Consider the following 25629-nt stretch of genomic DNA (forward strand, 5'->3'; position numbering starts at 1 on the left):
CGAATAACGCACCGATTGACCTGCCCATTCAACAAATGTCTGCCGTAAAAATGTGGTGCATGAGTAGCGCCAATGTATCCATTCTTTTTTGCCACTGCGTTCTGTTACTGGTGCAATACCCGCATATTTTTGTACTTCTTCACTCGATTGATAACGCTCACGGTTTGAGCCCATCGCGGCTAGTAATCTTGGTGCCATTTGCGGACCAGCCCCTGGCAAACTATCAAATATAAATCGGTCGCTATGTTGTTTATAAATTGATTTTATCTCATGGTCGAAACGTTCGATGGATAGCATTAGCTGTTTGAGTTGACCCACCAAGCATTCAACCAATAACAAGTTGGGGCCGATGATAGCGTTGTCGCTTGTTAAAGACTCAGCGTGTTTAATGTCATCAATACGCTTTTCATTTACGTTAGGATAACGGGCGTTATGTAGGTTAAAAAAATCATGTAATGTTTGTTTTCTTGCGCGTTTAACTTTCGCTAGTGATGGCCAACGCAACAGGAAGTCGCAAAATATCATACTGTCTTTTTCATTAAACCAATCAAGGACCTGAGGGTAATAGTTCTTAAGTGTCGTGCTCAGTCTGTTGGTTAAATCAACTCGGTCTTGCACGAGCTTTCGACGATATTCAACCAGCTGAGCCAACGACCTGATACTCTGTGTATCTGGCATGATAACGTTAAGTTTTGACATGTGTTGCTGCAATATTTCTAACTGGATTGCGGCATCTGTCGGGTCATCTTTAGCGCCACTGTGTGTAAATGCCTTTCGGTATTTGGCGACGGTTGAAGGATTGATGGTAAATAAAACAATGTGCTTAAATTTACTTAATGCGTAAATTAAAGGGCCTTTTTTTAATTCACAGGCGACCGCAACTTGTTGTCCATTATATTTCTGTTTTAAAAAATATAAAGGACACCCATCCTAAATTGAACTAACCTAGTCTGTGTACTAAGCTCAAATGACCTTTTCTCATTTATATCAGATACGTGATGACTAGCCCCAGAAAGCAACAAATTAGTTTAGCAGATACACCTTACTATCACTGTATGACTCGCTGTGTCAGGCGTGCCTTTTTATGCGGTGAAGATAAGCACTCAGGGCAAAGCTTTGAACATCGGCGAGGGTGGATAGAAGATAAATTACATTTCCTCACCACGGTTTTTGCTATTGAAATGTGCGCTTATGAGCAATCATTGTCATGTCGTGCTATTTGTTGATGAAGACAAAGCCAAGCAATGGAGTATGAATGAGGTACTTGAGCGCTGGCATCGGTTACACAAAGGCACACTATTAACGCAGCAATACCTGAATGGCGATACGCTCGTAGAGCCACTACTGGATATGGTAAATACTACGGCTGATATATATCGCCAACGCCTTATTGACATCAGTTGGTTTATGCGTGAAATCAATGAAAAAATAGCACGTCAGGCGAATCAAGAAGATGATTGCAAAGGCCGGTTTTGGGAAGGGCGATTTAAATCCCAAGCACTGTTGGATGAAACAGCGCTAGTGGCTTGTATGGCTTATGTTGACTTAAACCCTGTTCGCGCCAATATCGCTGACACGCCAGAGAGTTCAAACCACACCAGCGTTAAACTGCGCTGTGAGCAAACAAAAGCAAGTGAGAAAACCCATCATAAAGCCAATAAAACCGACAATATCAGCAACCAGCCAAACACACTGATGCCTTTTGTTGGTAACCCAAGAGAAGATATGCCAAAAGGCCTACCGTTTGACCTAACAGACTATTTGCAACTCATTGATATCACTGGGCGTAGTATCCGTGAAGAGAAACATGGCTTTATCGAGCAAAGCCAACCAGAGATACTAAAACGCTTAAATATATCAGCAGCGCACTGGTTGATTATTACCACCGAATTTAGAACACAATTTCATGGTGCAGTGGGCCGAGAAGCGGCGTTAACTGATTTTTGCGAACATCAACACTTCAAACGACGACAGAATTTAAGTCATTGTAATAAGCTATTTGCGTAAAAGCGTTTAGCCTAAGTAAACTCAATAGAGCACTCCATTTTAAACAGTGTATTTGTCATTACGCCGGACCAAACATGCCTTCAGAATAAATTTTTTGGGTCATATGAGGTTTAATTGATAGAATTCATAGTGCGAGAACCTCAACAGACGATAAAAACACGATTGCGTGCATTAAGGTTAAACTTTTCCTGTTTATATTGGACGTATTATTTAAAATGGGTGTCTGATTTATTTCCTCAATACACACCTGAATTGGCCCGTTTTATGGTTTTACTATTTTAAAAGAGCTCGTGCCATTTCTTTTGCTATCAAAGCGGCATCTTTAATGCCGCGTGTATGTGCCATCACAATGGCACCACCTACTAATAAATCAATTTGCTCTGCTTTATGTTTATCTTCTGGTTGTAATTCAGTTTGTACAAGGTCAACAATTGATTGTTTATGCTCAGCTGCATAAACATGGATAGGATCATTAGAGTCGGCATATTCAGCACTGGCATTAATAAAATTACAGCCGTAAAAACTCTTGCTATTAAACCATGCATGCAATCCATCAAACATAGCTAAAACACGTAAAGGATCACCTTGCTTTGCATTTTCTATTTTATTTTTAATCATCTCTAGCACGTGCTCATGCTGTAATGCTAACGCCGCTAAAATAAGTTCGTCTTTACTGCGGAAGTGTTTATATAAGGTTGCCTTAGACACTTTAGATTCAGCCAAAATCAAATCGATACCCGTGGCGTGGTAGCCTTTTTCATTAAATAACGTTAATGCGGTTTCGATTAAATGTTGCTTTCTTGGTTGCATATTGAGCGGCCTTTATTTGGATTAATGCTGAAATCACTCTGTATAAAAATCAGATTATAACAAAATTACACTTGACGTAAACAGAGCTGTTCACCTATAGTAAAAATAGGAGTGAACAGATTTGTTCACCTGATTCGTATTATTCAATGAGATTTATTATTATGTGCAGCACAATAGCCAGTACCAACAGTAACGAACAAGCAATCACCACAGCAGGCATCCATCATTTAGGTTTAACCGTACCTAATTTACAACAAGCCGTTGATTTTTTTATTGAGCAACTTAACTTTGAAAAAGTAGGTGAAAAACCAGCTTATCCAGCTATTTTTGTTTCTGATGGCTCTATTATGTTAACGCTATGGCAAGCTAAAGATGCTGACAACATGGTTGCTTTTAATCGCCAAAACAATGTGGGGTTACATCACTTTGCACTGAGAGTGAGCAACCTAGAAGAATTACAAGCCTTGCATGCAAAGTTCCTGAAACTTGATGATGTACAGATTGAGTTTGCACCAGAGCCATTAGGTGACACAGGGATCCACCATATGATGTGTTACATTCCAGGTGGCATTAGACTTGAACTGATTAATGCTTAATATCATTAATTCCTAGGAGATAATGATGATTAATGAACAGGTACCGAGCTGGCATCAAGGCGAATTAACCATTCAAAAACGTGTTGGTACGGATAAACGCATGGCAGATATTGGGCCTCGTTTTATTCGCGACTTTATGCCGGAACAACATCGAGACTATTTTGCTAACTTGTCCATGATATTCATTGGCTATACAGCTCGTCATTCACAATCTCGTGCGAGTGTTTTATTTGGCGAACCGGGTTTTATCCATTCGCCTTCTGACACTTCATTGGTGATCAATACACAAAATACCATGGGAGACTTTATTCATCAGGATCTCGAAGTAGGGGATAAAGTTGGTCTAGTTGGCGTTGAATTTGATACTAAACGGCGTAATCGTTTAAATGCGGTGGTTGCAGATATTAGTCAAAAAAATATCACCATTAACGTATTACAAAGCTTTGGTAATTGTCCTAAATACATCCAAGACAAAACATTTAAAACTAATGTCGCTTACGGTGAGTTTTCTACGACCACACGTTCAGTATTAGATGCGACGGATAAACAATTAATAACTCAAGCCGATACTTTTTTCATTGCCAGCAGTTTTGATGATGGTGAAGCGCTGCGTAATCGTGGTGTGGATATGTCCCACCGAGGCGGCGAAGCTGGCTTTGTAAAAGTGAATGAGAAAGGACAATTGTTAGTAGAAGAATATTACGGAAATGGGTTCTTTAATACCATCGGAAATCTCCTGCATAACCCAATCGCTAGTTTGTTATTTTTTGATTGGCAAAACGGACACCTTTTACAGCTCATCGTTTCCAGTGAAATCCTGTGGGATGACAACGGACAAACAGACTCCAATGAAAAAACTAATTCAGTACGTACACTTCGTTTTACGCCACTGAAACTAGATATTCTGCACAATGGACTTGCTTATTTACAAAGAGATTAATCCCTGTATGAAAAATAAAAGATACACCCACCTTAATTTCTGCCCACCTTAATTTTCAAAGACTTAAATGGCGCATATTTTGGGGAGTGAATCAAAACTCCGGTGTACTTTCTGGCATTTAAAGTGGGTGGCATGTTATTTTATAGCTTTTGGGTTGTTCTTGGTGTTACTGTTGTTGCAATGTTTATAATTGGTATTGTGGCAGAGGTCGTAGACAATGCTCCGGGTGGTTTTAACAATCCATCAGAAAAAGATGCAAAGTAAGAGCCATCGGTAAACTAACACATATGTGCCTTATTCCCGTTAAATATAAAAATATAAAGGACACCCACCTCAAATTCGAGTTCTTTCGTCACCAAAGTTTAGCAAGCCTAAACTCGCTTGTTAATGAAGCGTTATAGCGCATGGAGCATATGAACAAGATTATCGAACTAATTGAGCTAGATGAGTTACGTTTGACTGCATTAGAATGTGTACGCTTACTTGACTTACCTCAATGCTATTTAGCTGCTGGATTTGTTCGTAATCTCATTTGGGATAGTTTGCATCAAAAATCAGAGCCAACAATGTTAAATGACGTTGATGTTATTTACTTTGATTCAACTGAATCAAACCCTGAAGCATTTCAAGAGTATGAATTAAGACTTAAAGTGATGCTGCCAAAATTAAATTGGCAAGTTAGAAATCAAGCATTAATGCATATACGAAACAATGATAAGCCCTATAAGAGTTCATTAGATGCTATGAGCTATTGGCCTGAAAAGGAAACGGCGATAGGTATTCGTAAATTATCCAATGGTAATTTAGAATGTATTTCTGCTTTTGGATATGATTCACTGTTCAACTTAAAAATAACGTATAACCCAAAGCGCTTGAGGTCTATATTCGACCACCGTGTAAACTCAAAAGGCTGGCTTTCTAAATGGGGCAATCTAAAAGTCGCGCTATAACAACAGGCCCTTAGGTGGAGTGCAAGTCCTGAAACTTACGTTCCACTACATGTTTCAAAAAAAAACCAAAAAACTAAAGGACACCCAGTAATTGAGTCAACCATAAGAGGAACTAAAGACATGGAAAATTTAGGTTTTATATTTGGTATTACAGGTATGTCTATGGGAGTCATAGGCTTTGTTTTTGGGGTTATATCAATGTCCAAAATTGATAAGCTTGAAAAAAGACTTAAAGAACTTGATGTTCTAAATCAAGACTTTAAGTCAAGTTGATGGTTGTATTTTACTTCATAGGCCAGTCGCAATATAACAAACCAGTTATACCGACCTTAACTCGCTGGGCTCGTTTCGCCAGCATATTAGGGCGTCATGTATACAAGGAGTTTTCGTGAGCAGCATACAGCAGCATACATAGTTACTATTTAACCTGAACTCTGGATAAGCAGCACTTGCTCAATCCTCCCTTTTAAGCAATTATCTGCGTTAAAACGTCGATAAATAGCGCGCTATTGATAAACGTTTTGCCATTGGAAATGGCATAAATTGAATCATTGATGATATCTATTAGTGATGTTCACCTTGCTATAGCATTTACTTTGCCACCTAAGTACCTTATTCACTTGAATATCAAGCACTCATTATCCAGAGTTCAGGTTATTTAGTTGGGTGGATACTTTTATCCGAAATTTTAAATGAATTCATAGAGCATGAGAGCATAGGGATAAAACTGCTTTGCTCGCTTTTGTTATTCACTACTTTCTTATTTGCCTCTCTATTCCATTCGTTGAAGGTAAAAGTCGTAAAATAAAAAGCAGCAAACGTAGAGTAAAGCATGTACTTTTTTTTCTTATCTAGGTAATTATTTGTTTTTATTCAAGCTGTTCGGTATTTTAAAAACAGAGCAACTAGTGTGCTGTATTTAGTTTAAAGGTGATAATATGCCTGAAGAGTATCTGCTGAATTAGTTGTCGCTTGGTCGCGATGAAAGTGCACCTTAACGTGTCGTTGGCAATAACCGAGCGTTATCCCTAACGTTAATTGCTTTAGTCTTATATGGAATAGTGGAGTTTGAATGAAGTTAATTGTTTTTATCTGTCTTTTTATCTGTTTTTTTATTAGTGCAGTGCAAGGCGCTAATGCTCAGAGCACTCATTCACAAAACATGAATTCACCAAGCCGGCATTTAAACACGGTTAATGCCTTTGAAATACCGCGAAGTCGTGTCGTTGACATTAAAGATCCACATTCAGCTAGAGTTTATCCAATTTTTATCAAATTGCCGCGTTCGTACCAACATAATCCTGATAAGGTATATCCGGTTATTTATTTAACCGATGCGCCATATAGTTTTCAATTGATCTCAGGTGCTACTCGATTTCCGATGAATACCGGAAAAATGCAAGAAGCTATTATCGTGGCAATATCCTATTCAAAAGGCTCAGGGGGCCATTCTAGTCGTGTACGCGACTTTACGCATAGCAAAGATGTAAGCTGGAAATACCCTACAGGAGAAGCCAAAGCGCATAGCGAGTTTATTGAAAAATCAGTTTTTTCATATCTCGAAAATAACTACAGAGTCAGTAAATCGAGAACATTTGTCGGAAACTCACTTGGTGGGTTATTTGGGGCTTATATACTATTAACAAAACCAACCATGTTTAATAATTATGTTTTAGGTAGTCCATCGGTATGGTTTAAAGATAATGATATTCTTAAAATTAAAACCACACTTAACCTAAACAAACATAAAGTTTTTATTGGTGTTGGAGCTAATGAAACCAAGGAGCTTGATTCTCCAAACCATGACATGGTTAAAGGCGCTAATGCACTGAAATTAAAAATATCGCCAGCACTGTTCCCTCATACCGAAGTCAAATTATTAACTGTACAAGAGGCAAATCATGAAACGGCTTTTCCAACAACGGCAATTCAAGGTTTATATTGGTTATTTAAACGTTAGAGAGTGCTGTCTGGCAATTATTTAGCTTGTTAGTAATGTTTAATACGTTAGCGGCAATAAGCATGTTTGCTACATTATAAGGTTTATCAGTAGATGAATGTTTTTTTAATTATTGCCGGCGCTTTCAGTGCGACTGCTGCAATGTTGCACTTAGCTTGTATATATTTTGGCGCACCTTGGTATCGCTTTTTCGGTGCTGGCGAACACATGGCAATACTAGCGGAGCAAGGTAGTATTCAGCCAACGCTGATCACAAGTGGCATTGTTGTTGTACTCGTTATTTGGTCACTGTATGCATTTTCTGCGGCGGGTGTTTTTTATCGCTTACCTTTTATGCGCTCAGTATTAAGTTTAATTACATTAATTTATTTAACACGTGGCATTATCGGTTTATTTTTGATTAATACCCCCATGGGGCGTTCGCCAGAGTTTTGGTTGTGGAGCTCAATAATTTGCTTAATATACGCCGCTTTTCATTTGATTGGTTTGAAACAGCAGTGGACTAAGATTGCTAATATGAGGTAATTTATCAACATTATTAATAATAAAATAAAGCAGGGAAAGTCATCATGAATAGTTCAGTAACTGGCGGTGTCGTCGTAATCATTATTATTATAATCATCGCCGTTATCGCTTCGAAGCGTAAAAAATAATAAGCCGTAAGTTTGTCAATTTAACTACATAGCTACATAGCTACATAGCTATTTGCTCGATAAATCGTTAGTTAAATAGCCACTTGCTGACAATAAAAAATATTAATATGAAAAAAAATGCTTTATTAATAATGGTATTAACTTTGCTTTTATTTGCTTGTGTAAAACCATTACAAATAAAAGCTGAAAGTAAAACATCTGCAGCGCTAGGTAATACAGCGCACAATTATCAATGTCAAAGCGGTGAAAAAATTGTGGTTAATTATCAATCAACAGAGACTATTTTGCTGCAATACCAAGGCAGTCATTATAAAATGAGCGCAGCAATTTCTGCTAGCGGTTCACGCTATATTACGAATGATATTGAGTGGTGGACTAAGGGTAGGGGGGCTGGTGCGAAGGGCACACTGTTTCGCCACCTTACTGACGGTGGTTCAGCTCAAGTTATTGAATCTTGTACTGAGTACTTCATATGATGGCTTAAAAGCAAACTTTGATAACATTTAATTTTTGTGTATAGGGTGATTTAAGCCAATAATTTAGTCATGTTATAGCTTTTCAAAGGTGAAAAAATGAAAACTAACCTACTTGGTATTCTCTTGCTGACTTATTTTTTACAGGGCTGCGCTGGTGCTAGATACAGTTACCTAACTGAAGTTGAAAAGACAACTGATGGACAAGTAATAAATGTTAATACAGGGCAAACACTTGAATTGTTAGCTGTTGGTAATGGTTTTCCAGGGTACTGGGGTTATTACCCTTGGGTGATCTCATCGTCAGCAAATATTGCGAGCATAGACTGCAAAGCCGCGAGAAGTATCGTACCATTTCGTGAACCCGGGGTACTATTTGGTGGCACAGTGTGTCATTTAATTGCCCACAAACAAGGTGAGGCAATACTGTATTTTGGTAACAAATATAATGTCAACGAAGAGCACTATGAAGTTAAAGTTGATGTTGTGGTCAAATAAAAATGGCCTGCATAGCCACAAAGCCTCAAAATAATCTCGTATAAAATACGACAATAACGTAATTTCAGCCAACAATGACAAGCAAATGAACAAGTTGCCAGTAAATATATGGCAAAACGGGGCTAACAAGGTGGTTTAGCAATGCCAATTGAGCTTATTTATTAGTGCTGCTATCGGGAGTGATAAAATGATATTAGCCTTAATTTTTAAGGCTAATTTTTTGTATTTGAGGCAGCCATAATCATTTTATTTCTTAACCATTTATTTGCTGGCTCTTTATCAACATTAACATGCCAGTATAAATGAACATCGATATCGGGTAATTCAACGGGCATTTTGTAAATGGCAATATCAAGCATATCTGCGTACATTTCTGCTGCGGTTTTGGGTAATGTCAGCAACATATCATTACTTATCAAGACGCGACAGGCTGATAAAGCATGTTGACAGCGTAAGGATATTTTACGATGTAGGCCAATACGAGAAAGTTCAAAATCTTCTAAGCCAGGTCCTGTTGAACGAGATGAAACTAATATATGTTCAAGTCGAAGGTATGTGTCTAAGTCGAGTTTACCGTTAAGTGCAGGGTGGTTTTTACGCGCCACCACTACCAGTTGATCTAGCTCCAATTGGGTATGCAAAATATTATTACTTACTGGGATTAACGCATCAATTGCGAGATCAATATCACCGCTGGCTAATTTATTTTCAAGCTCACTGCGTCGAACGCGTCTATTACTTCGTAAATTAATGGCTGGAGATTCAACAGATAAGCTTTCTTGTAGTATCGGTAAATAATAAGGTTCTAATGAGCCATGCAATGAAAGAGAGAAGTTTTTCCGAGAAGTTAATGGTTCAAATTGACGAGATTGCACTAAGCATACTTGCAGCTGATGCAATGCTTCTCTCACATCATCAATAACATTTTTTGCAACAGGTGTTGGCCTCATTTCGTTACCTTGTCTAATAAACAAAGCATCATCGAAATAGCTACGCAGCTTACCTAATGAGTGACTGACGGCTGGTTGCGATAAATTCAGTACTGATGCGGCTTTAGTAATATTGCCTTCACAATATATTGCATCGAAAACTACAAACAAATTTAAATCAATTTTCATCTTCACTCCATTGCTGACTTACTATAGCGGTAAATAACCATTAAATTACATTATTTATACTATTTAATATATCAATAGTAGGGTATTAGAACTATTCATTTGTTTAATTTAGATGCTCGGCTTAGCATAGTCAAGTACATTCGATATAGCGCAGTACTATTTTAAAATGCGCATGATTGACATAAAAGAATAGGAGTTAATGTGGTCGTTTATAACCGAAAAAATTTAGCAAACACTCAGTTAAGCAACGACGCTATTGAGACTGCATTAACAGCTTCGTTAAACCTGCAAACCTACCTTAAGGTTGAGTGCTAATATGGCGGCAATTTATTTAATCAGACATGGGCAAGCCTCATTTGGCAGTGCTGACTATGACCAGTTGTCTGATAAAGGCTGGCAACAGGCGGCGTTACTAGGTCAATACTGGCGTTCAAGAGCAACGCCATGTAAATTTTATTGCGGTGATTTACTCCGTCACAGTCAAACATTGTCTAGTTTTAATGAGGGCTATCAAGGCTCGGCAACACCGACAATTATACATTCAGGTTTTAACGAATTTGATCATGTTGATATTTTGAAAAATTATCACGCACAGTGGCAGAATCTTGCCAAAATGAGCGACGAAATAAAACAGCTGAAAAACCCAAATAAGACCTTTCAAAAAGAGTTTTCTAACGCACTTAATCGTTGGGTTTCCGGCGATAAAGATGAAGAATATAAAGAAAGTTGGCAGCAATTTAAAGCCCGCTGTATAAGGGCATTACAAGACATTATTGCACAAGAGTTAGCCAACAAGCGTCAATTTAAAGCCGATGGTAGTAAAGCTAAACAGTCTAAAGACATTCTAGTGTTTACCTCTGGCGGCACAATATCGGTGATCGTTCAGCACATTTTAAAATTAAACGATCAACAAGCATTAGAGATTAATCAGCAAGCGAGAAATACCAGTGTTACCAAACTGTTGTTTTCAGAGAACTTGTTGAGCGTAGACTATTTAAATAATTATAGTCATTTAGAGCAAGCAGGCGATGACTGGGTAACGTTTAGGTAAGCGCTTGTTAAAAAATTAACTAAAACTTAAGTAGGAAATAAAATGAATAATGGCAATTTATTTGATTTATCAGGAAAAGTCGCATTAGTTACTGGTGCTAGCCGTGGCATAGGCGAAGGCATTACTAAGTTACTTGCTCAACATGGCGCACACGTAATTGTTTCAAGTCGAAAAGTTGAAGGTTGCCAAGCGGTTGTTGACGACATAATCAAAGCCGGTGGTAGTGCGCAAGCTATTGCCTGTCATATTGGTGACATGGCGCAAATTGAGGCTATTTTCTCATCAATTAGCGAGCAACATGGCAAGCTTGATATTCTGGTGAACAATGCGGCTGCTAATCCATATTTTGGTCATATCTTAGATACTGACTTAAGCGCTTATGAGAAAACGGTTGATGTCAATATTCGTGGCTATTTCTTTATGTCGACCTTAGGTGCCAAGTTAATGAAAACCAACGGTGGTGGCGCTATTGTTAATGTTGCATCTGTTAACGGTGTTATTCCTGGTGATTTTCAAGGGATATATTCGATCACCAAAGCGGCAGTTATTTCGATGACAAAAGCGTTTGCTAAAGAGTGCGCGCAATTTAATATTCGTGTTAATGCCTTATTACCAGGCGCCACAGATACTAAATTTGCCTCTACGTTAGTTAATAACCCTAAAATTTTAGAGCAAGCTATGGCACACGTGCCGATGAAACGTGTGGCAAAGCCAGATGAAATGGCCGGTACCGTATTGTACTTAGCATCAGATGCTTCTAGCTATACAACAGGTACTGCTATTAACGTTGATGGCGGCTACCTTATTGGCTAAGCCGCTAAAGCTTAAGTTTTATTGGTGTACTTTGTATTACTTAAGTTAATAACAATAATACCAAACGCAAGACAGCGTTTTTGCTTAGTGAGCAATTCAATCTTGTGTTTGGTATGACAAACAGTGAAACGCATTACAATTTATTGAGACAACATTTATGAGCACAACTAACAGCAACAACGCAGCAGCATTATTTCAGCCATTTTCGGTTAAGTCATTAACCTTAAAGAATAAAACTGTAATGGCACCAATGACCAGGGCATTTTCTCCAAATAATGTGCCAACCAAAGAGGTTGCAGCTTACTATCGTCGTCGTGCTGAGGGTAATGTTGGCCTTATCATCACTGAAGGGACTTTTATCTCGCATAAAGCGGCTAACGGTTATGAGAATGTACCGGCTATTTATGGTGATGATGCGTTAGCGGGTTGGAAACATGTTGTTGATGAGGTTCATGCTGCTGGCGGTAAAATCGCGCCACAACTATGGCATGTAGGCTCGGTAAGAAAACTAGGGGTAGGTCCTGATAAAGACGTACCAGCATATAGTCCTTCTGGCTTATTTAAACCAGGGGCTGAAAATGGCGTTGCTATGTCGCAAGCCGATATTGATGAAGTTGTTGCCTCGTTTGCACAAGCGGCACTTGATGCTAAAAACATTGGTTTTGACGCTATTGAAGTACACGGTGCTCATGGCTATTTAGTCGACCAGTTCTTCTGGGAAGGCACTAACCAACGTGATGATAAATACGGTGGATCGTTAGAAAACCGTACCCGTTTTGGTGTTGAAATTGTCCAAGCTATTCGTGCAGCAGTGGGCGATGACTTTACTATTATTTTCAGATTTTCTCAGTGGAAACAACAAGATTACAGCGCCAAACTTTGTCAAACACCTGAAGAATTAGAGCGTTTCTTAAACTTGCTCAGCGATGCCGGTGTTGATGTTTTTCATGCTAGTACACGTCGCTTTTGGGTCAGTGAATTTGAAGGCTCGGCATTAAATCTTGCCGGCTGGACGAAAAAATTGACCGATAAACCTGTGATTACTGTCGGTAATGTAGGCCTTGATGCTGACTTTATTGGCGAAGGAAATAAAGATTTATCAGGCACATCGAACCCAACAGGCATCGATGAATTGCTTGAGCGTTTAGGTAATAACGAGTTTGATTTAGTTGCCATTGGCCGCGCTTTGCTAGTTGACCCTGATTGGGTTAATAAAATTGCGGTTGATGCTATTGAAGAAATTAAGCCTTTTACTAAAAAGTCACTCATGTCATTAAGTTAATTAGCCAGATTAAATAAGGAATACCCTATGAATTTCGAATATAGCGAAAAAGTTCAGGCGCTTATTAAGCAAGTTTCTGATTTTATGGATACACATGTTTTTCCTGTTGAACAAGAAATGCATGATCTTGTTGCTAAAGACCAATGGACAACACCACCATTATTAGAAGCGTTAAAAGCAAAAGCAAAAGCTGCAGGCTTATGGAATTTATTTCTACCTGTTGCTTACGGAAAATACAGTGCTGGCTTGACCAATCTTGAATACGCGCCATTAGCCGAAATTATGGGTAAAGTGATGTGGGGACCGGAAGTGTTTAACTGCGCGGCGCCAGATACAGGCAATATGGAAGTATTGGCTAAATATGGCAATGAAGCGCAGAAAAAACAATGGTTAGAGCCATTGCTTGAAGGAAAAATTCGCTCTGCTTTTGCCATGACAGAGCCAGAAGTTGCTTCTAGTGACGCAACAAATATCGAGTTACGCATAGAACGTGATGGCGATGAATATGTTATCAACGGTCGTAAGTTTTATATTAGTGGTGCCTGTCGTAAGCAATGTGAAGTGATGATTGTGATGGGCAAAACAGACCCTGGCAATAGCAATCGTTATATTCAACAATCTCAAGTGTTAGTGCCAATGAATACACCTGGGGTTACTATGGTCCGCCCAATGCAAGTGTTTGGTTATAACGATGCACCAGAAGGTCATGCAGAAGTTACTTTTGAAAATGTCCGAGTACCGGTTGAAAACATAATTCTTGGTGAAGGTAAAGGCTTTGAAATTGCACAAGGTCGATTAGGTCCTGGACGTATTCATCACTGTATGCGCTCAATTGGTGTTGCTCAACGTGCACTTGATTTAATGTGTAGACGGGTTAATGAACGTATTGTTTTTGGTCGTCCAATGATCAAGCAACAATCGGTTCGTGAAGATATTGCACTATCAGCATGTCAGATTGAACAAGCGCGTTTAATGACCTTAAAAGCGGCGCAAAAAATGGATACTGAAGGCAATAAAGCGGCAAGAGATTTAATTGCGATGATAAAAATTGTTGCGCCAAATATGTCACTTGATGTTTTAGACCGCGCTATCCAGTGTCATGGCGCTGTTGGTGTCAGCCAAGATACCTTTTTGGCTCATGCTTACGCAGGGCAAAGAACCTTACGTCTCGCTGATGGTCCTGATCAAGTGCATATGATGCAATTAGGTCGAGATCTGGTCAAACAAAAAGCCGAGTAAGTGATGACCTTGTGGTTATCACTTTACAGAGACTACATCGCGACAAGCAGGGTAGCTTGTCGTTAATTTCATGTTATTAAGAGTAGTGAACCAATGTCAAATGCCTCATCTATTGATATTAACGCATTAACGATTTATCTCGAACAACACCTTGATGGTTTTCAAGGGCCAATGAGCTTAGAAAAATTTAGCGGTGGACAATCCAATCCTACTTATAAAGTTTTAGCGCAATCAGGCACCTATGTATTACGTCGCCAACCCCCAGGTAAACTTTTGAAGTCGGCACATGCTGTTGATCGTGAGTACCGGGTATTAAAGGCGCTGAAAAACACAGATGTGCCAGTCGCACAGGTTTATCACTTGTGTGAAGACATCGCCGTTATTGGTTCAATGTTCTATGTAATGGAATTTTGTGATGGCAGTATTTATTGGCACGCCTCACTGAGCGAAATTGATGATAACGCGCAACGAACAAAAATGTATGACGCGATGAATAAGGCGCTTGTTGCCTTACATAGTGTTGACATTGAAGCCGTGGGTTTAAGCAGTTACGGCAAGATGGGCAACTATTTTTCCCGTCAACTAGACCGTTGGCTAGCGCAGTATAAAGCGTCTGAGCTACAGGTTATACCCGCCATGGATAAATTAGGTCAGTGGTTAGAAACCCATTTGCCTGAAGATGATGGTCGGGTGTGTTTAGTTCATGGTGACTACCGATTAGACAATATTATGTTTGCCAAAGATAAGCCGGAAATTATCGCCATTTTAGATTGGGAACTATCAACATTAGGGCACCCGTTTGCTGATTTAGCTTACCAATGCATGGGTCTGCGTATGCCACAAGGTTTGGGCAGTATTGATGGCTTAAAAGGTATTGACCGTAACAGTTTAGGTATTCCAACCGAAGCTGAATATGTTGCGAAATATTGTCAACGTATGAATATCGATAGTATCGATAATTGGTCCTTTTATCTGTGTTTTAGCTTTTTCCGTTTGGCTGCCATTGTACAAGGGGTTGCAAAAAGAGCATCACAAGGTAATGCCTCAAATGCAAACGCTGATAAAGTGGGTGCTTTTGTCGAGCCACTTGCGTTAATGGCGCTAGAAATAATAGCTCAAGAGCATAAAGCTTAGTTTACCAACACTAAAACAATAAGTTGGAAGCAATGAAGTTAGTGCAGTAAGTAAAGAAAATTAATCAACATATAAAAAGTATTACAACAATAATAGACAACTTTTATTTAAAGGAAATAGCTCATGGATCCATTGTTAGATTTTACCGGTAAAGTGGCTGTGATCACCGGCGCAGCTCAAGGTTTTGGTCAATTACTCGCTGAAGAGCTGGCCAAGCGTGGCGCTAAGTTAGTGATCAGCGATATTAATGAAGCAGGTGTACATAAAGTTGCTGATGGCATTGCTGCTACCGGCGCCGAAGTATTCGCTATGCAATGTGATGTTTCGCAAAATGAACAATGCAAAGCCATGGTTGATAAAGCTATTGAAGCCTTTGGCCGTGTTGATATCGGTGTTAACAATGCCGGAATCGCGCATGAATTTATGCCATTACACGATATTGATGAAAGCATTATGGACATGCAATTTGCCATTAATGTTAAAGGTGTACAATTTGGTATGCGTCATCAAATACAGCAAATGTTAACTCAAGGTGAGGGCATTATTCTCAATGTCAGTTCTATGGCTGGCTTAGGTGGCGCACCACGTGGTAGTGCTTACTCAATGGCTAAGCATGCGGTGATTGGTTTAACTAAAACAGGTGCCGTTGAGTATGGCCGCAGTAATATTCGTATTAACGCTATTTGTCCATTTTTTACCTTAACGCCTATGGTGACTAATTTTGCAGATGAAGAAAAACAAAGCAAAATGGGGCGCAGTGCGCCAATGAACCGCTTAGCTGAGCCGAAAGAAATTGTTGCTATGATGCTGATGATGCTATCACCTGCCAATACTTATATGACGGGTCAATGTATTGCCATTGATGGTGGCGTGTCTGCTGCATAGTCTGTAGTGCATTTTGAAAAAGCAGCTTGATAGCTTGCTTTTTCAAGTGTAACCGCGCTGTAAACTAAAAGATCAACATACCCTAGCTAACCCAAGTTATAAATTTTAACTGTTAAATGAAAAAGAGAATCGTATGGCTGTAGCAATGATAAATGAGCGTGATTTGGAATTTATGCTTTATGAACTATTTGATAGCGAGCAATTGATAAAACGACCACGCTATCAAGACCATGATCGCCAAACATTTAATGAAGTTATTAATACGGCAAAAGCAATTGCAGAAAAGCACTTTTTGCCTATTCGTCAAAAATTAGATACCCATCAACCGACTTTCGATGGTAAAAAAGTGCATTTAATACCTGAACTTAAACCGGCGATTGAAGCGGTGAATGCGTCTGGTATTGGCTCTGCAATGGCTGATTACGACTTGGGGGGGATGCAATTACCGCCAATCGTAGCGAGTGCTGCAGCGACATATCTGACTATTGCTGGTGGTGTTGGAATGGGCTACAACATGTTAACTACCGCCAATGCTAATTTGTTGTTAGCACATGCCAGTAAAGACCTTATCGATACTTGGGTTAAACCTATGTTAGATGGCCGCTTTATGGGCACAATGGCGATGACTGAACCAGGCAGTGGCTCTGGTTTAGGTGATTTGTCGACTAAAGCCGTAAAAGACAGCGAGGGTAATTATCGCTTGTCTGGCAGTAAAATTTTTATTTCGGGTGGCGATCATGATTTAAGTGAAAACATTGTTCATTTAGTGCTTGCTCGTATCCAAGGAGCACCAAAAGGTGTCAAAGGTATCTCGTTATTTGTCGTACCTAAGTTTTTATTAAATGATGACGGTTCGATTGGCGAAGATAACGAAGTTGCCCTTGCCGGCTTATTTCATAAAATGGGCGGACGAGCACAAACTTCAACCGCGTTAAGTTTTGGTGAAAAAAATGGTTCAGTGGGTTATTTAGTTGGTGAAGAAAATCACGGCCTTAAATATATGTTTCATATGATGAATGAAGCACGCATTATGGTGGGCACAAGTGGTGCCGTTTTGGCAACAGCCGGTTTTCAGTATTCACTTGATTATGCTAAAAACCGTCCTCAAGGCCGACTACCTTCTTGTAAAGACCCACTTTCACCTATGGTTAACATTATTGAACATGCCGATGTTCGTCGAATGTTATTGGCGCAAAAATCGTATGCTGAAGGTGCAATGGCATTAGTGCTTTATGGTACACAGCTCAGTGACGATGAAAAAACCGCAGCAACGCCAGAGCAACGAGCATACGCGCATACATTATTAGACTTTTTAACACCGATCATCAAAACTTGGCCGTCTGAGTATGGTCCAAAAGCTAATTCTTACGCTATTCAAGTGATGGGGGGACATGGTTATATTAATGAGCATCCGGTTGAAATGTTTTATCGTGATAACCGACTTAATGCTATTCATGAGGGAACTACTGGCATTCAATCATTAGATTTAATTACCCGCAAAGTGCCAATGAATAACATGGAAGGTTACCTAGCAACCTTGAACGAAATTAATCAAACCATCGCCTTAGCGCAAGAACTTGATAGTTTAAACGAATTTTCTGATGAATTACTCAGTGCGGTTAGTATGCTAAAACATACAACCAAAGCGGTATTAACTGATATGTCGACGAAAAATATAGATCTTGCTCTGGCTAATTCGGTGAGCTATTTGTCTATGTTTGGTCACGTTATTATTGCATGGTTGTGGTTAAAGCAAGGTATTGTTGCAACTAAAGCCTTAGCTGCAAAGCCTCACCAAGACGATACAGACTTTTATCACGGTAAATTGCAAGCATTGCAATATTTTTATCGCATTGAGCTGCCACAGATAACGGTTTGGGAAAAAACGCTGAACAGTACTGACAGTACCAGTTTCGATATGAAAGCAGCATGGTTTTAATTTAACGGGACAAGGCCTTTATTGCTCAATGCAATAATTGGTGTAACTTCAATGTCAATTTTAAAGCATTACCGCCTTGTCGGTAATGCTTTTTTTGTTATATATCAATAGACTCTTTCTATTGTCATTAGAACACACCTTTTTCTTAACTATTCGTACAATAAATATCGAGGTATGAAAACTATTCATTTGTTTAATTTTACTGTCGCGATTAGCATGAGTTATCGCTTAAAATTCATTCATAGCTGGTAACGTTAACGTACCAAAGGAAAATAGAATGCCGACAGTAATTAATAGAGATGAGATTGCCAAATTTATTGGCAATCAAGCAGCGCCAACTCAGTGGCATCAAATTACCCAAACGCAAATTAACCAATTCGCTGACTGTACCCTTGATCATCAATTTATTCATGTTGATGAAGAAAAAGCAAAAGCCACACCGTTTGGCGCTACGATTGCGCACGGCTTTTTATCGTTATCAATGTTGTCGCATTTTGCCGAAGAGTTTAGTGTCATTATCGACGGATTCTACATGGGGCTAAACGCCGGTTTTGATAAAGTGCGTTTTTTACAACCCGTCACGGTTAATAGCCGAGTGCGTGCTCATGCTAAAACGCTTGCTATTGAAGAGAAAAAGCCCGGACAGTATCGTTTATCAACTGAAGTGACCATTGAAATTGAAGGCTGTGATACACCTGCACTTGTTGCAGAGTGGATTTCAGTACAAATGGTTAAGTAACCTGATGGTTGCTTGCGCGATTTTAAATATTAAGTTTTTTAAAGATTTTAAGGAAAAAGTATGACCATTAGTTTTCAAGGTAAAGTAGCCATAGTAACAGGTGCTGGTAACGGTTTAGGACGTTCGCACGCTTTAGAATTAGCAAAACGAGGCGCTAAAGTTGTTGTCAATGATTTAGGCGGTGCCCGTGATGGTAGTGGCGCTTCATCAGAAGCCTCGCAAGAAGTTGTGCGTTTAATTGAAGAACATGGCGGCGAAGCTATTAGCCATGGCGCTAATGTAGCTAACTTCGATGAAGTGCAAGACATGGTTAATCAGACCATGGAAAAATGGGGCCGCGTCGATATTCTTATTAATAATGCCGGTATTTTACGTGATAAATCTTTTTCTAAAATGACTTTAGATGACTTTAAACTGGTCATGGATGTGCATGTTATGGGCACTGTTAATTGTACTAAAGCGGTATGGGAAATTATGCGTGAGCAAAATTATGGCCGTATTGTTATGACGACATCATCGAGTGGCATGTACGGTAATTTTGGCCAATCAAACTACGGCGCGGCAAAAATGGCGGTGTTAGGCCTGATGAATACGTTAGTACTTGAGGGCGCTAAGAATAATATTCTGGTTAATGCCTTAGCGCCAACAGCCGGCACGCGCATGACCGAAGACTTAATGCCAGAAGAAATTGTTAAAGCGTTCGCCCCCGAAGCTGTTACCGCCGGTATGCTGACCTTATGTGATGAAAATGCGCCTAATCGCTTTATTTTATGTGCCGGTGCAGGTGGTTACTCAAGTGCGAGTATTTTTGAAACACAAGGTTGTTTTTTACCACAAAACTCGCAAAGCCCAGAAGCGGTACGAGAAAATTGGCATGAGTTAACTGACCAAGAAAATCAAGCATCGCTAGCGTCGGGTGCTAAACAAGGTGAAAAATTTGTCATGAAAGCGATGGCATTTATGAAGTCACAGCAGCAATAAGCGTTTAGCTTTTGTAGCACGACTTACCGCCACAGTTATCGGGCAATAATAAGCCGCTTTAACTGACAATGCTTAGATAATAAAACTAAAAATTTAAATATTACAGACAGGAAATATCATGAGAGAAGCAGTCATAGTATCAGCAGCACGTACCCCGATAGGTAAAGCTTATCGTGGAGCATTTAACGATTTATCTGCGCCAACATTAGCCGCAGTAGCTGTCAAAGCAGCCGTAGAAAGAGCGGGTATTGACCCTAATGAAATTGATGACTGTATTTTCGGCGCGGCATTAACTCAAGGCAACCAAGGCATGAACTTTGGCCGTCAAGTTGCTATGGCTGCACAATTACCTGTATCGGTTGCTGGCATGACCATCGACCGTCAATGTTCATCGGGGTTAATGTCAATAGCAACAGCGGCCAATCATATTGTTTGCGATGGCGCTAATGTTGTTATTGCCGGTGGTTGTGACTCAATTAGCTTAGTGCAAAACGACAAAATGAATATGCATCGCGCGGTTGACCCCAGTGTTAAAGCTTATCGACCAGCTATTTATATGCCGATGTTAGATACTGCTGAAATTGTCGCTAATCGCTATGAAATTTCACGAGCAGAACAGGATGCATACGCGCTGAAATCACAGCAACGTACTGCGCAAGCACAAGCAGAAGGTAAGTTTGATGATGAAATTGTGCCGGTTTCTTGTACTAAGTTAGTTATGGACAAAACAACGGGAGATATCAGCAAAGAAGAAGTTACATTAAGTAAAGATGAAGGCAACCGACCATCAACCAATATTGAAGGCTTGTCAGCGTTAAAAGCCGTAAAAGATAATGGCTCAATTACTGGTGGCAATGCTTCACAGTTATCAGACGGTGCTGCCGCAGTTGTTGTGATGGAGCGTGAGTTAGCGCAAGCACGTGGATTAACCCCTTTAGGTGCTTATCGTGGTTTAGTGGTTGCAGGTTGTGAACCTGATGAAATGGGCATTGGCCCTATTTACGCCATTCCAAAGCTACTCGAGCGTAATGGTTTAACCATGGATGACATCGGTTTATGGGAGATTAATGAGGCATTTGCCGTACAGGTACTTTATTGTGCAGAAAAGTTAGGCATTCCAGAAGAAAAATTAAATGTAAATGGTGGTGCAATTTCTATTGGTCACCCGTATGGTATGAGTGGCACACGCATGGTCATGCATGCACTTATCGAAGGTAAGCGTCGTGGTGTTAAATATGTGGTGATCAGCATGTGTATTGGCGGTGGTCAAGGCGCTGCAGGATTATTTGAAGTACTTTAGTAATCAAGCAGTAACATGTACAGTAGCAGTGTTACTGCATGATATGAACAAGACTACAACTAACCATACCAGCAACAACATTAACAATAATAACAATAGCACTAATGACAGTAAATATTAGTGATTGGGGGAGATAAAACAATGGAAAAAATTTGGCTTGAGAAAAGTTATCCTGCAGGTGTTGAGTTTGAAATAAATCCAGACAAATATAACTCTATTGCGGATTTGTTTTTAAAATATACCAAGTTATACAAGGATAATGTCGCATTCATTAATATGGATAGCAGTATTACGTATCAAGAACTTGGTCAGCAAGCGGCTGACTTCGCTGCGTACTTACAGCACGATTTGGGCTTAGTAAAAGGTGATAAATTTGCCATTATGATCCCTAATCTTTTGCAATATCCTATTGCATTATTTGGTGCGCTAATTGCTGGTTTAACGGTGGTCAATGTTAATCCACTTTATACTCCTCGTGAATTACAGCATCAATTAAAAGACTCAGGTGCAAAATCTATTTTGATCCTTGAAAACTTTGCTAATGTGCTTGAGACCGTTATTGATAAAACCGATGTTGAGCAAGTTATTCTCACCAGTGTCGGTGACCGTTTAAGTACAATTAAAGGTGCAGTTGTAAACTTTGTTCTTAAGTACGTTAAAAAACAGGTGCCTGCATATAACTTACCAGGCGCAGTTAAATTTAATAATGCCATGGCTAAAGGCGCAAAACTGAGTTTTACACCTGTTAGCATTCAAGGCGAAGACTTAGCGTTCTTACAATACACGGGAGGCACAACGGGTCCTTCAAAAGGGGCAATGTTAACGCACCGAAATTTGATTGCTAATGTTGAACAATCGAATGCTTCCACTAAAAATGTTTACGAAATTGGTAAAGAAATGATGGTAACAGCCTTACCGCTTTACCATATTTTCGCCTTAACCTCTAATTGCCTGTGTTTTATTCCTTTTGGTGGTGCGAACTTGTTAATTACTAACCCAAGAGACATGGTTGGCTTCGTTAAAGAATTAGATAAATACCCTTTTACCGCAATTACAGGCGTTAACACCTTATTTAATGGTTTATTGCATACGCCAGGTTTCGAAAAACTTGATTTTAGCACTTTAAAATTAGGTTTTGCTGGCGGTATGGCTGTACAGCGTCCAGTTGCTGAGCTTTGGGAAAAAGTGACGGGTACGCGTTTGCTCGAAGGTTATGGTTTAACGGAATGTTCGCCCTTGGTGACCATGAGCCCTTACGATCAAGAAAGTTACAATGGCACGATTGGGATACCAGCACCTTCTACTGATGTCCGTTTAACCGGTGATAATGGTGAAGAAGTTGAAATTGGTCAACCGGGCGAAATGTGGGTTAAAGGTCCACAGGTGATGAAAGGTTATCATAATCGTCAAGATGCTACCGATGAGGTGCTAAAAGACGGTTGGTTAGCGACCGGTGATATAGCCACTATGGATGAAAATGGCTTTTTTACTATTGTGGATCGTAAAAAAGACATGATTATCGTTTCGGGTTTTAATGTCTTCCCGAATGAAATTGAAGAAGTATTGGTTACTCATCCTGGCATATTAGAGGCCGCAGCTGTTGCAGCGCCAAGTGATGCCACAGGTGAAATGGTGAAAGTATTTGTTGTGCGCAAAGACTCTAACTTAACCGAACGCGATGTTATTGAACACTGTACTGAGTTGTTGACGAACTACAAACGCCCGAAAGTAGTGGTGTTTTTAGATGAGTTACCAAAAACCAATGTTGGTAAAGTACTGCGCAAAGAACTGCGTTAATAAAGCATTAGATTAATCATGGGTATGATCAATACCCGTGATTAATCTATCGTAAAACTGAGGTTGATTTATATCCATGCCACTGCAAGATGGAAGGGGCAGCTGCGTAAACCATGTTCATTGTTACACCTATTTGAAGGCAATATCATTAATAAAAATGCGTGTTGAGTACCATTGGCTCAGGCGCTCTGAAATTGGCACCGCTGGGTGTTATGGGTATATATGTTAGAAATTTATGCTGGTGAAACGGCTTTAAAAACGATTAAAGAAAAGGGCTTTAGCCCTGAAATTTTCAGTAACTTTTTAGGTGCTAGTGGAGGGCCTAAATGGTTTGTTTTATACGGATTAGATAAGTATTTTTTTGGTGATTTTTTTCAGCACCAACAGCAACCATTAAACTTAATTGGCTCGAGCGCAGGCGCTTTTAGAATGGCTTGTTTTGCACAACAAGATCCTGTGGCAGCCATTGAACGATTAGCGAAAAACTACAGTGAAACGGTTTATTCAAGTAAAGCTAACGCCGCTGAAATTACCCATAAAGCACGAGAATTATTAGATATATTATTTGGCGAGTCTGGCGCTGAAGAAATTATTAATAATAAAATTTTCAAAGCACACTTTGTTGTCGCCAAATGTCGAGGCTTAGTTGCCTCAGAAAATAAATTGCTATTGGGCTTAGGGCTGTTATCAAGCTTATTGCGCAATGGCGCAAAACGTTCATTGATTAAAAGTCAGTATGAACGTTATGTTTTTCAGCATCAAGATAGCGAGCTACAGCTGCATGACCCCGATAATATTTCCACCACGCGTTTAGCGTTTAGTGAAAATAATATTAAAGATGCTTTACTTGCCTCGGGTGCTATTCCTATGGTGATGCAGGGTATTCAAGATATTGCTGACTGTGGACCTGGCATGTACCGAGATGGCGGCATCATTGACTATCATTTTGATTTAGCACTTGATGGCTTAACCCTTTATCCGCACTTTAGTTCAACGTTAAAAGCAGGTTGGTTTGACAAAAAGCTGTCAAGAAATGTTCGTGCTGAACATTACGATAAAACGGTATTAGTTTGTCCATCACAAGCCTTTATTGATGCGCTCCCATACGGAAAAATTCCTGATCGTAAGGATTTTGTTACCCTAGATCCACAGCAGCGTTTGCAATATTGGCAGCAGGTATTTTTGGAAAGTGAAAAACTGGCAGCAGCGTTTAAAAGCTTCCATCAAACACAAGATATTAAGCAAATAAAGCCTATTAGCCAGTTAGTTGCCTAACGCGCTTTATTGATAAGTTAAAACAACATTAAACACTAATAATAAAAAAATTAACAACAGAAACAAAAAAGGGAATAAACATATGACTACTTACACTGCAATAAACTTAATCGCTCGTCCAGGTGCTGGTCCTGTTGGCCCTGAATTATTTGAAGTTGTCAGCAAACAAATGCCGAGTGTTGGCGAAGGTCAGTTTTTAGTTAAGCAAAATCATATGTCTCTCGATCCAGCCATGTTCGGTTGGATGAGCCCAGACACTGAAAGCTATATTCCACCGGTTGAATTAGGCACGGTAATGCGTTCTTCTGGCGTTGGTGAAATTGTTGAAAGTAAACATCCAGATTTTCAAGTTGGTGAGCGCGTTATGGGCATGATGGGCTGGCAAGAGTATCTTTTGAGTGACGGCGTTGGTTTAAATAAAGTGACAGCACCGTTGCCCGATGAAGCCATATTGTCGGTATTTGCTTTGCCGGGCTTAACGGCAACGCAAGGGCTTTACAGCATTGGTAAGCCACAAAAAGGGGAAACCATTGTGGTTTCTGGTGCCGCAGGCTCTGTGGGTTCAATTGTTGGTCAATTAGCTAAAGCAGACGGCTTAACAGTGATAGGTGTTGTAGGTAGTGATGAAAAAGCGGATTGGATCGTCAATGAGTTGGGTTTTGATGGCGCGGTTAATTACAAAAAACATGATTTAGCAGAAAAACTCACGGAGTTAACACCAAACGGTATTGATGTTTACTTTGAAAACACGGGTGGTCCAATACAACATCATGTTTTTGCTAGAATGAATGCACATGGTCGAATCGCGGTATGTGGATTGATTGCAGACTACCCAAAAGCAGAGCCTGATCTAGCACCTAACTGGATCCCTATCATTAAAAAGCGTCTAACTATACAAGGTTTTACTATGCCAGATCATTTTGGCGAAGTACCTGCTTTGTTAGCAAAATTAACACCTTACGTGATGAAAGGACAAATTAAACATCGTGCTCATGTGCTTAATGGTCTTGAGTCTGCCATGACAGGCTTGAACTTATTTTTTACTGGCCAGAATAAAGGCAAGTTAATTGTGAAGCTATAGTGGCTCGCATCTGACAACGTAAGCTAATAACAAGAAGCGATAGTTAACATAACGATAGCATTAACCTGATATGTGATTTGGCACCTCTATGCTGTTTCACCTTGCTAG

25 protein-coding genes and 2 pseudogenes are annotated in these 25629 nt (G+C 39.7%); 23 read left to right on the plus strand and 4 right to left on the minus strand.

Annotated features, from left to right (window positions below):
- Positions 1-525: IS110 family transposase (locus B0169_RS19685; RefSeq protein WP_328589025.1), on the minus strand; the 525-nt coding region annotated here is incomplete at its 3' end.
- 45 nt (positions 526-570) lie between these two features.
- Positions 571-876: pseudogene (locus B0169_RS19650) on the minus strand (IS110 family transposase); the annotation flags it as partial.
- Between the two features lie 122 nt (positions 877-998).
- Between B0169_RS19650 and B0169_RS13325 the strand changes: the two are divergent.
- Positions 999-2007, plus strand: a pseudogene (locus B0169_RS13325) (transposase).
- 273 nt (positions 2008-2280) lie between these two features.
- Here the strand turns inward: B0169_RS13325 and B0169_RS13330 are convergent.
- Positions 2281-2817, minus strand: coding sequence for a TetR/AcrR family transcriptional regulator (locus B0169_RS13330; protein WP_077286549.1), 537 nt, complete (start codon positions 2815-2817; stop codon positions 2281-2283).
- Between the two features lie 146 nt (positions 2818-2963).
- Between B0169_RS13330 and B0169_RS13335 the strand changes: the two genes are divergently transcribed.
- From B0169_RS13335 to B0169_RS13365, 9 genes are all read left to right on the plus strand, one after another.
- Positions 2964-3413, plus strand: a complete 450-nt coding sequence (locus tag B0169_RS13335; protein ID WP_235838570.1) for a VOC family protein — start codon at positions 2964-2966, stop codon at positions 3411-3413.
- 22 nt (positions 3414-3435) lie between these two features.
- A complete protein-coding gene (locus tag B0169_RS13340; RefSeq protein ID WP_077286550.1) occupies positions 3436-4353 on the plus strand; it encodes a pyridoxamine 5'-phosphate oxidase family protein in 918 nt (305 codons plus the stop codon).
- A 102-nt stretch (positions 4354-4455) separates the two neighbouring features.
- A complete protein-coding gene (locus B0169_RS19265; RefSeq protein WP_158077092.1) occupies positions 4456-4617 on the plus strand; it encodes a hypothetical protein in 162 nt (53 codons plus the stop codon).
- A gap of 149 nt (positions 4618-4766) precedes the next feature.
- Positions 4767-5303: a nucleotidyltransferase family protein gene (locus B0169_RS13345; protein WP_077286765.1), complete on the plus strand. Its 537-nt coding sequence runs from the start codon at positions 4767-4769 to the stop codon at positions 5301-5303.
- 120 nt (positions 5304-5423) lie between these two features.
- Positions 5424-5576 (plus strand): hypothetical protein, encoded by a 153-nt coding sequence (locus B0169_RS19375; protein ID WP_164474804.1) that lies wholly within the window; start codon positions 5424-5426, stop codon positions 5574-5576.
- A gap of 799 nt (positions 5577-6375) precedes the next feature.
- Positions 6376-7263 carry an alpha/beta hydrolase gene (locus B0169_RS13350; protein WP_077286551.1) on the plus strand — a complete coding sequence of 296 codons (888 nt, stop codon included), beginning with the start codon at positions 6376-6378 and terminating at the stop codon, positions 7261-7263.
- Positions 7264-7356: 93 nt separating this feature from the next.
- Complete coding sequence (locus B0169_RS13355) at positions 7357-7788, plus strand: hypothetical protein (RefSeq protein ID WP_077286552.1); 432 nt, start codon at positions 7357-7359, stop codon at positions 7786-7788.
- 235 nt (positions 7789-8023) lie between these two features.
- Positions 8024-8392: an MliC family protein gene (locus B0169_RS13360; protein ID WP_077286553.1), complete on the plus strand. Its 369-nt coding sequence runs from the start codon at positions 8024-8026 to the stop codon at positions 8390-8392.
- Between the two features lie 96 nt (positions 8393-8488).
- A complete protein-coding gene (locus B0169_RS13365; RefSeq protein ID WP_077286554.1) occupies positions 8489-8887 on the plus strand; it encodes a hypothetical protein in 399 nt (132 codons plus the stop codon).
- Between the two features lie 212 nt (positions 8888-9099).
- Here the strand turns inward: B0169_RS13365 and B0169_RS13370 are convergent, their stop codons facing one another.
- On the minus strand, positions 9100-10005 hold the full coding sequence (locus B0169_RS13370; RefSeq protein WP_077286556.1) for a LysR family transcriptional regulator: 906 nt from the start codon (positions 10003-10005) through the stop codon (positions 9100-9102).
- Positions 10006-10321: 316 nt separating this feature from the next.
- Here B0169_RS13370 and B0169_RS13375 point away from each other — a divergent pair, with 316 nt between their 5' ends.
- From B0169_RS13375 to B0169_RS13435, 13 genes are all read left to right on the plus strand, one after another.
- A complete protein-coding gene (locus B0169_RS13375) occupies positions 10322-11056 on the plus strand; it encodes a histidine phosphatase family protein (RefSeq protein WP_077286558.1) in 735 nt (244 codons plus the stop codon).
- Between the two features lie 42 nt (positions 11057-11098).
- Positions 11099-11869, plus strand: coding sequence for an SDR family oxidoreductase (locus B0169_RS13380; protein ID WP_077286560.1), 771 nt, complete (start codon positions 11099-11101; stop codon positions 11867-11869).
- Between the two features lie 157 nt (positions 11870-12026).
- On the plus strand, positions 12027-13151 hold the full coding sequence (locus B0169_RS13385; RefSeq protein ID WP_077286562.1) for an NADH:flavin oxidoreductase: 1125 nt from the start codon (positions 12027-12029) through the stop codon (positions 13149-13151).
- A 27-nt stretch (positions 13152-13178) separates the two neighbouring features.
- The gene (locus B0169_RS13390) at positions 13179-14390 is read left to right on the plus strand and encodes an acyl-CoA dehydrogenase family protein (protein WP_077286564.1); all 1212 of its coding nucleotides are present in this window, start codon (positions 13179-13181) and stop codon (positions 14388-14390) included.
- 93 nt (positions 14391-14483) lie between these two features.
- Positions 14484-15524, plus strand: a complete 1041-nt coding sequence (locus tag B0169_RS13395; protein ID WP_077286566.1) for a phosphotransferase family protein — start codon at positions 14484-14486, stop codon at positions 15522-15524.
- 123 nt (positions 15525-15647) lie between these two features.
- The gene (locus tag B0169_RS13400; RefSeq protein ID WP_077286568.1) at positions 15648-16409 is read left to right on the plus strand and encodes an SDR family NAD(P)-dependent oxidoreductase; all 762 of its coding nucleotides are present in this window, start codon (positions 15648-15650) and stop codon (positions 16407-16409) included.
- A 133-nt stretch (positions 16410-16542) separates the two neighbouring features.
- Positions 16543-18348, plus strand: coding sequence for an acyl-CoA dehydrogenase (locus tag B0169_RS13405; RefSeq protein WP_077286570.1), 1806 nt, complete (start codon positions 16543-16545; stop codon positions 18346-18348).
- Between the two features lie 277 nt (positions 18349-18625).
- On the plus strand, positions 18626-19087 hold the full coding sequence (locus tag B0169_RS13410; protein WP_077286572.1) for a MaoC family dehydratase: 462 nt from the start codon (positions 18626-18628) through the stop codon (positions 19085-19087).
- Positions 19088-19147: 60 nt separating this feature from the next.
- Positions 19148-20068 carry an SDR family NAD(P)-dependent oxidoreductase gene (locus B0169_RS13415; protein WP_077286574.1) on the plus strand — a complete coding sequence of 307 codons (921 nt, stop codon included), beginning with the start codon at positions 19148-19150 and terminating at the stop codon, positions 20066-20068.
- Positions 20069-20186: 118 nt separating this feature from the next.
- Positions 20187-21368, plus strand: a complete 1182-nt coding sequence (locus B0169_RS13420; protein WP_077286576.1) for an acetyl-CoA C-acyltransferase — start codon at positions 20187-20189, stop codon at positions 21366-21368.
- Positions 21369-21509: 141 nt separating this feature from the next.
- Positions 21510-23165, plus strand: a complete 1656-nt coding sequence (locus B0169_RS13425; protein ID WP_077286578.1) for an AMP-binding protein — start codon at positions 21510-21512, stop codon at positions 23163-23165.
- 222 nt (positions 23166-23387) lie between these two features.
- Complete coding sequence (locus B0169_RS13430) at positions 23388-24440, plus strand: patatin-like phospholipase family protein (RefSeq protein WP_077286580.1); 1053 nt, start codon at positions 23388-23390, stop codon at positions 24438-24440.
- Between the two features lie 82 nt (positions 24441-24522).
- The gene (locus B0169_RS13435) at positions 24523-25521 is read left to right on the plus strand and encodes an NADP-dependent oxidoreductase (RefSeq protein WP_077286582.1); all 999 of its coding nucleotides are present in this window, start codon (positions 24523-24525) and stop codon (positions 25519-25521) included.
- The last annotated feature ends 108 nt before the right edge of the window (positions 25522-25629 follow it).

It is taken from the genome of Cognaticolwellia aestuarii, from assembly GCF_002000025.1.
Classification (GTDB): Bacteria; Pseudomonadota; Gammaproteobacteria; order Enterobacterales; family Alteromonadaceae; genus Cognaticolwellia; species Cognaticolwellia aestuarii.